The organism is Ruminococcus sp. CAG:330, assembly GCF_000437175.1.
GTDB lineage: Bacteria > Bacillota > Clostridia > Oscillospirales > Ruminococcaceae > Ruminococcus_C.
This window is the reverse complement of the sequence record NZ_FR898069.1, coordinates 1-11,603: the sequence shown is the minus strand read 5'-3', so window position 1 is coordinate 11,603 and position 11,603 is coordinate 1. Positions and strand designations below refer to the sequence as shown.

Below are 11,603 nucleotides of genomic sequence, written 5' to 3'. Positions count from 1 at the left end.
TGCCGAAAAGACGTAGATAGACGCCTATGAACACGAACTCTTAATCCATACGGTTAATGATCGCACCCTGATCCGCAGAGGAAACCATCTTGGAGTAGCGTTTCAGATAGCCGGTGAGGTTTTCCTTGACCAGGATCTTGGTGGTCTTTTTCCGCTCTGCCAGTTCCTCGTCCGAAACCTCCAGCTGGATGCTGTGGTTCGGGATGTCGATGGAGATCATATCGCCGTCCTGTACATAGGCGATCGTACCGCCGTTGACTGCCTCCGGAGAAACGTGGCCGATGGCAGCGCCACGGGTCGCACCGGAGAAACGGCCGTCTGTGATGAGGGCAACGTCCTTGTCCAGACCCATACCTGCGATGGCAGAAGTCGGGGACAGCATTTCCCGCATGCCCGGGCCGCCGGCAGGGCCTTCGTAACGGATGACAACCACATCACCCTTGACGATCTTGCCGCCGGTGATGGCTGCAATTGCCTCTTCCTCGCTGTTAAAGACCTTGGCAGGGCCACGGTGTACCAGCATTTCCTTGGCAACAGCGCTCCGCTTTACCACGCAGCGATCCGGTGCCAGATTGCCCTTGAGGACAGCAATACCGCCGGTTTCGCTGTACGGCTGATCGATGGGGCGGATGATGTCCGGATTCTTGTTGATGCAGCCACGGACGTTCTCCGCCATGGTGTGGCCGGTAACGGTCATGACGTCGGTGTGCAGCAGGTTTTTCTTGGTCAGTTCGTTCAGAACGGCATAGATGCCGCCTGCCTCGTTCAGGTCTTCCATGTAGGCGTGGCCCGCCGGTGCCAGATGGCAGATGTTCGGGGTTCTTGCGCTGATCTCGTTGACCATATCCAGATCGATCTTGATGCCGCATTCGTTGGCGATTGCCGGCAGGTGCAGCATGCTGTTGGTGGAGCAGCCCAGCGCCATGTCAGCAGTCAGTGCGTTCTCGAATGCCTCCGCAGTCATGATATCACGGGGACGGATGTTCTTCCGGTACATATCCATGACAGCCATACCTGCCTGCTTTGCCAGCTTGATGCGCTGATGCGCTCGGAGTAAACGGCGGGGATGGTGCCGTTGCCGCGCAGACCCATGCCCAGTACCTCGGTCAGGCAGTTCATGGAGTTTGCGGTGTACATACCGGAGCAGGAACCGCATGTCGGACATGCTTTGTTTTCGAACTCCTCCACATCTTCCAGCGTGAATTTGCCGGCAGCGTAGGAGCCGACTGCCTCAAACATGCTGGAGAGGCTGGTTTTCTTGCCCTTGACGTGGCCGGCCAGCATCGGACCGCCGCTGACGAATACGGTGGGGACGTTGACTCTGGCAGCAGCCATCAGCAGTCCCGGCACGTTCTTATCGCAGTTCGGAATCATGACCAGTGCGTCAAAGTGATGCGCAAGCGCCATGCACTCGGTGGAATCTGCGATCAGGTCACGGGTCACCAGAGAATACTTCATGCCGGTGTGGCCCATGGCGATGCCGTCGCAAACAGCGATTGCCGGAAATACCACCGGTGTGCCGCCAGCCATGGCAACGCCCAGTTTGACAGCCTCGACGATTTTGTCAATGTTCATGTGTCCCGGTACGATCTCGTTATAAGAGGAAACGATGCCGACCAGCGGACGCTGCATCTCTTCTTTTGTCATTCCCAGTGCATTGAACAGGGAACGCTGCGGTGCTTTGTCAACACCGTCACAGTAAAAATTACTGCTCATTTCTTTCACCTCATGTATATGTCACAATGGATTGGTTGCGTATCGAAAAACTGCTTTCCCGATGATTGGTCAGGAAAGCAGTTTTTTGCTATGGTTTGATACCTGCGTATCCCATCTTATTCAGAAATGGGGGCGCGACACAACTGTCTTAGGACCTGTCTGCACAAGAAATATATGTGGATTTTCGAGCATAATTTTGTTGCAGACAAGGCAAAAATACGCAGGCGGGCTGTCGCCCGGCAAGTATTTTTCACGCAGGATGCAGCAAAATTTGCCGAAAAGACACGTGGATACGCTTGTGAAGGCGGGTTCTTAGTTGTTGATCAGCTTGTCTTCGCCGTTCCAGCTGTACAGCTTGCGGATCTCTTCGCCGACCTTCTCGGACGGATGCTCAGCAGCCAGCTTCCGCATTGCACGGAAGTGAGCCTGACCGCCAGCTTCGCTCATATCCAGCAGGAATTCCTTTGCGAAGGAACCGTCCTGAATGTTCTTCAGGATCTGCTTCATGGTCTTCTTGGTCTCCTCAGTGATCAGCTTCGGACCAGTGATATAGTCGCCGTATTCTGCGGTGTTGGAGATGGAGTAACGCATGCCTGCGAAACCGCTCTGGTAGATCAGGTCAACGATCAGCTTCATCTCGTGGATGCACTCAAAGTAAGCGTTTCTCGGGTCATAGCCAGCTTCGCACAGTGTTTCAAAACCAGCCTGCATCAGAGCGCAGACACCGCCGCACAGAACAGCCTGCTCGCCGAACAGGTCGGTTTCAGTCTCGGTGCGGAATGTGGTTTCCAGAACGCCGGCTCTTGCGCCGCCGATTGCCAGACCGTAAGCCAGAGCCAGATCCTGTGCCTTGCCGGTAGCATCCTGCTGTACGGCAACCAGGCACGGAACGCCCTTGCCAGCCTGATATTCCGAACGAACGGTGTGACCCGGTCCCTTCGGAGCGATCATGGTAACGTCAACGTCTGCCGGCGGGATGATCTGACCGAAGTGGATTGCGAAACCGTGAGCGAACATCAGCATGTTGCCCGGCTCCAGGTTCGGTGCAATGTCCTTCTTGTACATTGCTGCCTGCTTCTCATCATTGATCAGGATCATGATGATATCAGCCTGCTTTGCAGCCTCTGCTGCGGTGAATACTTCGAAACCCTGTGCCTCAGCCTTTGCCCAGGACTTGCTGCCCTTGTACAGACCGATGATAACTCTGGCCTTGTCGCCCAGAGATTCCTTGGCATTCAGTGCGTGTGCGTGACCCTGGCTGCCGTAGCCGATAACAGCGATTGTCTTGCCGTACAGCAGAGACAGGTCACAGTCTTCCTGATAAAAAACCTTTGCAACGTGATCCATTGTGAAAGACTCCTTTGAATAAATTTAGATTTCAGCAGCGTGGTTTCGCTACTGTCATATCAGGTGACTCATGCATCTTTCAGGCAAGAGCCGCCTCTTTCAAGAGCAACCAGTCCGGTGCGGCACATTTCCAGAATGCCGTACGGCTCCAGCAACTCAATAAAAGCGTTGATTTTTGAGGACTCGCCACGAATTTCGATGACCAGCGCCTCCGGAGAATAGTCGGTGATCTTCGCACGGAAAACATCGACCACAGACATGATATCCTGCCGCTTGTCTGCCACATTGTTGATCTTGATGAGCAGCAGTTCACGGGTGACGGTCAGATCCCGTTTCATGACCTTGACGGTCTTGACATCATACATCTTTTCCAGTTGCTTGACGATCTGGTCGCAGACCGAACGGTCGCAGTGGGTGGAGATGGTGATGCGGGAGAACTCCGGCGATTCGGTTTCTCCGACGGTCAGCGTGTCAATATTAAATCCTCGTCTGGTGAACATGCCCGAAACACGGGAGAGAACACCCGAATGGTTTGCAACGAGGATGGAGATAACAAAGCGTTCAATTCTATCCATTGCAGCACACCCCTTTACATTGCATCGATATCCACGATGATATCATCAATACAGCCGCCCGGCGGAAGCATCGGCAGAACGAATGCGTCACAGTCAATGGCACAATCAATGAGGACAGGACCGTTTTCTGCGAATGCCTTGGGCAGAACCTCTTTCAGCTCGTCCATGTTCAGTGCACGGTATCCCGGCATGCCGAACGCCTCGGCCAGCTTGACGAAGTCAGTCTTGCGCTCCAGCGTGGTGTTGGAGTAGTGCTTGTCGAAGAACAGGGTCTGCCACTGGCGAACCATGCCCAGAACGCCGTTGTTCATGATGAATACAACAACCGGTGTCTGATTGGAAACGGCGGTTGCCAGTTCGTTGAGGTTCATGCCGAAGCTGCCGTCGCCGGTGACCAGAACGGTCTTTCTGCCGGTTGCTGTTGCAGCACCGATGGCTGCGCCCAGACCGAAGCCCATGGTGCCCAGACCGCCGCTGGAGATAAAGGTGCGGGGTGTTTCGAACGGATAGTGCTGTGCCACCCACATCTGGTGCTGCCCAACGTCTGTTGCCACAATGGTGTCCTTGTCCGCAACTGCGGCAATGGCGTCAATGGCGGTGAACGGTGTCAGCTCGGCGGGATCCTGTGCCTCCAGCTCCCTGGTGTACTTCTGGAGATCCGCCACATGCGCCATCCATTCCGGATGTGTCTGCTGCGGCAGCTTTTCTGTCAGCCGTCCCAGAATCTCCCGCATCGAACCGGCGATTCCCAGTTCTACGGAGATATTCTTCCGGATTTCCGAAGCATCGATATCAATGTGAATGATCTTTGCGTTGCGGGCATACTTTGCGGTGTTGCCGGTACCTCTGTCGCTGAAGCGGCAGCCTGCGGTGATGATCAGGTCTGCTTCATTCTGGGCGATGGAGGATGCATAGTGACCATGCATGCCCTCCATGCCCAGCCAGCGGGGATTGGAGGTGGGAACTGCGGAAATGCCCATCATGGTGCAGCCGATGGGGGCATCGATCTTTTCCGCCAGCGCAAGAACCTCTGCGCCGGCATTGTCAGTGATTGCACCGCCGCCGATGTAGATGTAAGGTTTCTTAGCTGCCAGAATCATCTCCGCAGCCTGTTCGATCTCGTCCTCCTTTGCCGGAGCAACGGGAGTTTTTACTACCGGTGCCTGTGCGCTGTACTCATAGAGCGCATTCTGCACGTCCTTGGGAATATCCACCAGAACCGGACCCGGTCTGCCGGACTTTGCAATGCGGAATGCCTCCCGAATGGTGTCTGCCAGCTCTTCCACATGCTTTACCAGGAAGTTGTGCTTGGTAATGGGCATGGTTACACCGGTGATGTCGACCTCCTGGAAGCTGTCCCGTCCGATGAGAGAGTTCGGAACGTTGCCGGTAATGGCAACCAGCGGAACAGAGTCCAGATAAGCCGTTGCGATACCGGTGACCAGATTGGTTGCGCCGGGACCGGAGGTGGCGATGACAACGCCTACCTCGCCGGTAGCACGTGCATAGCCGTCGGCAGCGTGGGCTGCGCCCTGTTCGTGAGCTGTGATGATGTGGTGGATCCGATCCTGTGCCAGATAGAGAGCATCGTAGATATCGATGACCTGTCCGCCCGGATAGCCGAATACCGTTGTTGCACCCTGTTCGATGAGGGTCTCAACAATAATTTGTGCGCCTTTCAGTGTCATTTGTCTCTTCACCTTTTTATTTTTTAGTTTTTGCGAAAACGAAAGAATACGATTTTTGGAACAGACCCGAAGTGCCTGCGCTGTATGCCGGAGAGAAGTATCCTTCGCTTCTCCCGTAGAAAGGCTGGTTGCTTTCTGATTCAAAAAAACCCCCGGCAAATTGCCGAAGGGTTCCAAACATCATACCCGTGCGGCGTTTTCATAACGTCCGCCCGCATTTTTCCTTGGAACCATGGCGTGTACAGCGCAAATTTCGCTCCGGGTCAAAATGACTCGGTGCGTCAGTTCCAGAATGCTCACTCGTGCAAACGCAAACGTCTTTGGCATGGTACACACCTCCTTGGATGCTATCAAATGCAGACGGCACAGCCGAAATGCTGTCCGCTGAAATCCAAACCGCAGGATAAACGGTTCTTATGTTTTAGTATAGCACTTCGTTTTCGTAAAAGCAAGCACCTAACAAGCTTTTTTACACTATGTAAATATTTTGTTCAAAATATTGTAGAATCAAAGCGGATTTTATCCGGTGCCGAAGGAATCGAAAGAAATTTTGAAAATCCACTTGACAAATCGAAAGCAGGGCGGTATAATAAGAAATAAGCAATCCAGCCTGCAATCGCAGATGCGGCAGGTGGGGTGTTGTTTCGAAGATACAGATTTGTTTTGTGAAAAACAGGCGCTGAAGGGAAAAAAGAGGACGTGTTTTGCCGCAGAGAGCTGCCGGCCGGTGCGAGGCAGTGGAAAGCCGTTCATGATAGCTCCTCCCTGAGCCGCAGACGGAACGCACGAAAGTGTCAGTAGGTTCTGCCGGACTGTCCTCCGTTATCGGGGCTGCACATTGTCAGATGTGCGTGAGCGGGTGCAGAGATGCATCAAAAAGAGTGGTACCACGGAGAGTTCCTTCGTCTCTTTTGCATAGCGAACAGGATTGCTGTGCGGAAGGGACTTTTTTATTGCCTGGACTGGAAACAAATGTATGAGAGCCTGTTTCGCATCTTTTTCCGTACGTCTTTTCGGCAGATTTTGCTGCTGACTGCGTCAAAAATCCTTGCCATACGAAAGTATGCCTGCGGATTTTTTCCTTGTCACCGACAAAATCATGCGCAAAAATCCGCATATAAAAAGATACAAAACAAGCTCTGAGAACGAAAGAAAGGATGCGTTATGATGAACCATGTAGAACAGTATGCACCGCAGTTTTTTCCGGTGAAGAACCCGCCCATGCGCTGGGCACAGAAGACCATGATCGAAAAAGCACCGATCTGGTGCAGCGTTGACCTGCGGGACGGCAATCAGGCACTGATTACGCCCATGAGTCTGGAGGAAAAACTGGAGTTTTTCAAGTATCTGGTGAAGATCGGATTCAAGGAAATCGAGATCGGCTTTCCGGCTGCATCCGAAACGGAATACGAGTTCTGCCGGACGCTGATCGAACAGGATCTGATTCCGGACGATGTGACGATTCAGGTGCTGACGCAGGCACGGGAACACATCATCGCCAAGACCTTCGAATCCCTGAAGGGCGCAAAGCATGCCATCGTCCACCTGTATAACTCCACCTCCGTGGCACAGCGGGAACAGGTGTTCAAGAAGAGCAAGGAAGATATCATCAAGATCGCAGAGTTTGGCGCAAAACTCTGCAAGGAGTATCGGGAAAAGACCGAGGGCCATTTCCGCTTTGAGTATTCGCCGGAGAGCTTCACCGGAACAGAGCCGGAGTTTGCGCTGGAGATCTGCAACGCCGTGCTGAAGATCTGGGAGCCGACGCCGGACGACAAGGTGATCATCAACCTGCCGGTAACGGTTTCCCACTCCATGCCCCATGTCTACGCCAACCAGATCGAGTACATGAACGACAATCTCTACCGCAGAGAAAACGTTGTCATCTCCCTGCATCCCCACAACGACCGCGGCTGTGCAGTGGCAGACAGTGAGCTGGGACTGCTGGCGGGCGGCGACCGTATCGAGGGCACCCTGTTCGGCAACGGCGAGCGCACCGGTAATGTGGATATTATCACGCTGGCACTGAACATGTATTCTCAGGGCGTGGATCCGGAGCTGGACTTCTCCAATATGCCGGAGATCGTTGAGGTTTATGAGCGTGTCACCAGAATGCACGTCTATGAGCGTTCGCCGTACAGCGGACAGCTGGTTTTTGCAGCGTTCAGCGGCTCCCATCAGGATGCCATCGCCAAGGGCATGCACTGGCGGGAAGAGCACGACTGCAAGCACTGGAATGTGCCGTACCTGCCCATCAACCCCGAGGATGTGGGCCGTGTTTACGAGGCAGACGTCATTCGAATCAACAGCCAGTCCGGCAAGGGCGGCGTAAGCTACCTGATGGAAACCAAGTATGGCTATCACATTCCTATGAAGATGCGGGAGTCCTTTGGTTATCTGGTCAAGGGTGTTTCCGACCACGCCCACAAGGAACTGCTGCCGGAGGAAGTGCTCAGGATTTTCGAGGAGCACTATGTCAACATCGAAGAACCGATCTCCCTGCCGGAAGTACACTTCGTGCAGAAGGAGGAGGGTGTGATTGGTGCAGCTGTGACCATCTCCTATGATGGCAAGACGGACGTGATTCAGGCAGACGGCAACGGCCGTCTGGATGCGGTATCCAATGCGGTAAAGGCATACCTGAACATGGACTTTGCCCTGACCACCTACACAGAACACGCACTGGCAGTTCGTTCCAACTCCAAGGCGGTTTCCTATGTGGGACTGGAGAAGAATGGCAAGACCTGCTGGGGCGTTGGCATCCGGTCGGATATCATCAACTCCTCTATTTCTGCATTCCTGAGCGCACTGAATCAGCTGATTACAGACTGCAAGTAAGCGATTCGCTGCATTTCAAAAGATAAAAAGCGGTACAGCTTCCATCTCCATTCGGAAGCTGTACCGCTTTTTTCAGCGAATCAGAACAGAAAATCCGGCAGACATCTGATCTGCCGGATTTTTCGGGGGATATGGGCGAGAATTAGTCGTCCAGCTTTTTCTTTTCGTCTTCGATCATTGCGAGCAGCTCGTCGATGGAAGCAGAGTCATACTTGCTTGCCGGACGCTGCGGTGCTGCCGGCTTCGGTGCCGGAGCGGGAGCCGGGGCAGGAGCCGGTGCGGCCGGCTGTGCCGGAGCAGCGTGCTGCGGGGTGTAAGCAGCAGATGCAGGGTTGCTGTAGAGCGGTCTGGTTTCGCCCAGGTTGCGGGCCTCTTCCGGGGAACTTGCCTCGTGGCTGCCGTGGTAGGCAGCAGAAGAATCCGGCGCAATCGGTGCGGAAACTGGCGGGACAGTGCTGTCTGCTGCATATTCGCTGCGGGTGTGGAAGATGGAAGTTGCATCCTCGTCGAAGCCGGGGTTCTCATACCGACTGACATCCGGCGCAGTACCGCCTACCGGAATCTGATCTTCCGGATTGGTGTAGATCGGAACGTCATGCTGTGCCTTGAACTGCATGGTGCGTGCCTTCTGGTACGGCGAGTTGGGGTTGACTGCCTTTCGCTCAAAGTTCTGGGCGATGGAGGAACGGCGCTGTTCGAAAGAACGGCTGGAGGAAGCATCCTCCGGATGGAACAGCGGCGAACGTGCGCCAAGCTCTTCTTCGCTGTAGTCGGCATCGGGATCGTAGGAATCTTCGCTGAAGACCTCGTCATAATTTTCCTCAAAAGCGAAATCATCGTCGCTCTTGGTATTGGCACGAACGATTGCAACAATGAGCATGATGACCAGGATCACTGCCGGCAGAACCATCAGCAGCAGGATACCCGGAACACTGTTGACGAACTTCACATAGGAGTACAGCTCCTTGCTCTCGTAAGTACATTTGCCCAGAATGTTGTCCACGGTGATCGGCGGTTCGGTTCCCACGGTGTCAGCCTGCATGGTGGTGGGGTAGTACTTCAGGATACCGCTTTCGTCCTGCGCAATGGTGTTGATGCGGCGAACGGCGATGCGGTCGGAATCCACGTCTGTGGAGGGGTCATCCGGTGCCAGCACACAGAGGACGGCGTTATACTTGGCGATGGGATCGGATTCGCTGTAAACCGAAGCGATGACCGCTGTATTCTTGTGAATCGATGCGGAAGCGCTCTCGCTGTCCACCGTTGCACCACCAGTTGCCACTGCGGTGAGATCGGTCGCAACGGAAGTTCCGCTGGCGCTTGCCTCCATGGTGTCGCTTTCCATGAGGTAGATGTAGTGTCCGAAAATTTTCGGGGTATCGCTCTTGGAAAACAGAATCGTGGTTGACAGGGTGACAATTATGGTGAGCAGCAGGAGAACTGCAAGGACAATTGCGAGAATTGATTTTGTTTTCTTTTTCATGTTGCTTCCTTCCTTTTCATGAAGTTTTGATTTTACTCCTATTATAACACATTCTTTTGGCGATTTCAATTGTTTTTTCGATTTTTTCCAGAAAAATGTGCGGGCAAATGAGGGCCTGCAAAGCTGCCGGAGAAAAAATCCGGGCTTGGCTTTTTTATTATAGCATATCTTTTCCCCGATTTCAATTGAAATTGTGATTTTTTCCAAATATTTTTGAAAACCTCTTGACAAAGCCGGAAAATGTGGTATAATAAAGGAGTACTCTCATTGAAAGGGCGAGTATCGCTTGCCAGGGAAAATAAGGTGCTGGAATAGCTCAGTTGGTAGAGCAGCGCATTCGTAATGCGCAGGTCGCGTGTTCAAGTCACGTTTCCAGCTCCAAGTTTTTTACCGTCTGCGGACGGCGTCTGCGGGCGGCGTCTGCGGGCGTAGTTTAGTGGTAAAACATCAGCTTCCCAAGCTGAGGTTGCGAGTTCGATTCTCGTCGCCCGCTCCAATGTAGAAAATAGGAAAAAACGCGTGGGTAAGAGTTTCTTGGACTTCTTATTGACGCGTTTTGTTTTGACCGGAGAACAACAGAAAAGAGGAATTGCATATGAAACGAAAAAGATATGGCATTGTAGCATTTTTGACGGCAGCCGTACTGTGCGGCAGCATGACCGGATGCGGCAATACAGAGGACAGCAGCGCAGAGAGCAGCACCGCATCCACGACCGCAGCGGAGAGCGTTCCGGCGGAGAAAAGTTCGGAAACCATCGTTGCCGACACATCGGATATTGTGGGGCGCTGGGAGATGCGCGGCGGCTATAACAGCGACGGGCAGCTGGTGGACTCGCTGCAGGGCGTGCCGCTGGCGATCGTCATGCAGATCGAATTTCAGGATGGCGGTGCGGCAACGGAGTATTTCAATGGGAAGCAGAGCACCACATCCACATGGAGCATGGAGAACAACGAGATCACATACCACTCGGATTCCTCCAGCGATACAAGCGATGCCATTACATTCACTTATGAGCCGTCCAAGAATCTGCTGTTCACCACAGTGAACGACGTGCAGATGGAGTTCGGCAAGGTGGACGAGTTCACCACGGTAGATGACAGCGTATTGCAGGGAATTGTGGATTCCGGAAGTTCTGCAGCGGATGCAGCAGAAACCACACCGGCAGAATAAAGAGAAATCGTCGAACCGGATGGATCCCAAGGGTTCGGCGATTTTTTTAGAACCTGTCTTTACAAGACATTTGTGATACGCTTGTGATGACGAGTTCTCATTGCTTGGCAGCTTTGACCCGCCGGCGAAGCTCGGCAAAAGCGGCATCCTCGCCCTCGTTTGCCAGAAGTTCCAGCATCTCTGTCAGCATGGCAGCGGTGCTGGGGTGGATCGTGCCGACCTTTTGTGCAGTGGAGCGTTGGAAATATTGGAGCGGACACGCCTGCGTATACTTGTCCTGCATGTAGATCTTGCTGGCGGCGACACGGTCGCAGAACATCTCGGCAAAGAAGCGTATGGGCATCTCCACCGGCTCGTTTCTGCGGGTCTTGGGGTTGTAGTCCCACCAGTATTCAAAGTGGTGGCGGTTGCGCCCCTTGTGGTGCATCCATGCAAGGGAATAGCCAAGCGCCTCCCGTTCCGCTTCGTTGGGGCTGCGCTTGCCGTTCTGATAGTAGCGGACGCCGGCGAAAAATTCTGTGGGGCTGTATTTGGAGAGATCGTGCCGCAACCCCTGCCAGAGAATGCCGGCTTTGCGGCAGTGCCGGATGACCATGTGCCGATGGCGTGTGATGGTGCGAAAATGTCCCCAGAATGCGTGCCAGCTCATGAATTGTTCCTCCACTCGAAAAATTGCAGCGATATTGTGCTATATAATAGTATACGCAGATGCGGGGGAAAAGTCAAGACGGAGAGCACCGGAAAATTTGGGCAATACCGCACAAAGATTGTGCGACAGATGCGTC

Annotated in this window: 8 protein-coding genes, 2 tRNA genes and 1 pseudogene; 4 read left to right on the top strand and 7 right to left on the bottom strand. The window is 53.6% G+C overall.

All coding sequences use genetic code 11. The annotated features are described in order from the left end of the window. Positions 1–40: 40 nt before the first annotated feature. The 5 genes and pseudogenes from ilvD to QZL66_RS08235 form a co-directional block, all read right to left on the bottom strand. Positions 41–1,716, bottom strand: a pseudogene (gene ilvD / locus QZL66_RS08255) (dihydroxy-acid dehydratase). A 312-nt stretch (positions 1,717–2,028) separates the two neighbouring features. Continuing rightward, entirely contained in the window at positions 2,029–3,063 is a 1,035-nt protein-coding gene (gene ilvC / locus QZL66_RS08250; protein ID WP_022411246.1) for a ketol-acid reductoisomerase, read from the bottom strand. Positions 3,064–3,131: 68 nt separating this feature from the next. Continuing rightward, the gene (gene ilvN / locus QZL66_RS08245) at positions 3,132–3,638 is read right to left on the bottom strand and encodes an acetolactate synthase small subunit (RefSeq protein WP_022411245.1); all 507 of its coding nucleotides are present in this window, start codon (positions 3,636–3,638) and stop codon (positions 3,132–3,134) included. Positions 3,639–3,652: 14 nt separating this feature from the next. Continuing rightward, complete coding sequence (ilvB, locus tag QZL66_RS08240) at positions 3,653–5,326, bottom strand: biosynthetic-type acetolactate synthase large subunit (protein WP_022411244.1); 1,674 nt, start codon at positions 5,324–5,326, stop codon at positions 3,653–3,655. A 180-nt stretch (positions 5,327–5,506) separates the two neighbouring features. Further along, positions 5,507–5,653, bottom strand: a complete 147-nt coding sequence (locus QZL66_RS08235) for a hypothetical protein (RefSeq protein ID WP_226943263.1) — start codon at positions 5,651–5,653, stop codon at positions 5,507–5,509. A gap of 840 nt (positions 5,654–6,493) precedes the next feature. Between QZL66_RS08235 and QZL66_RS08230 the strand changes: the two genes are divergently transcribed. Beyond that, entirely contained in the window at positions 6,494–8,164 is a 1,671-nt protein-coding gene (locus QZL66_RS08230) for a 2-isopropylmalate synthase (RefSeq protein WP_226943314.1), read from the top strand. A gap of 142 nt (positions 8,165–8,306) precedes the next feature. On the opposite strand, the gene QZL66_RS08225 is transcribed toward QZL66_RS08230, so the two are convergent. Then, the gene (locus QZL66_RS08225) at positions 8,307–9,647 is read right to left on the bottom strand and encodes a hypothetical protein (RefSeq protein WP_022411242.1); all 1,341 of its coding nucleotides are present in this window, start codon (positions 9,645–9,647) and stop codon (positions 8,307–8,309) included. 305 nt (positions 9,648–9,952) lie between these two features. Between QZL66_RS08225 and QZL66_RS08220 the strand changes: the two genes are divergently transcribed. The 3 genes from QZL66_RS08220 to QZL66_RS08210 all read left to right on the top strand — a co-directional run bounded on the left by QZL66_RS08220 (position 9,953) and on the right by QZL66_RS08210 (position 10,818). Then, positions 9,953–10,028: transfer RNA gene (locus tag QZL66_RS08220), tRNA-Thr, on the top strand. A 41-nt stretch (positions 10,029–10,069) separates the two neighbouring features. Further along, positions 10,070–10,143: transfer RNA gene (locus QZL66_RS08215), tRNA-Gly, on the top strand. 99 nt (positions 10,144–10,242) lie between these two features. Continuing rightward, complete coding sequence (locus QZL66_RS08210) at positions 10,243–10,818, top strand: hypothetical protein (protein ID WP_022411241.1); 576 nt, start codon at positions 10,243–10,245, stop codon at positions 10,816–10,818. 97 nt (positions 10,819–10,915) lie between these two features. Here QZL66_RS08210 and QZL66_RS08205 read toward each other — a convergent pair whose 3' ends face one another. Further along, complete coding sequence (locus QZL66_RS08205) at positions 10,916–11,467, bottom strand: DUF5662 family protein (protein ID WP_022411240.1); 552 nt, start codon at positions 11,465–11,467, stop codon at positions 10,916–10,918. Positions 11,468–11,603 lie beyond the last annotated feature (136 nt).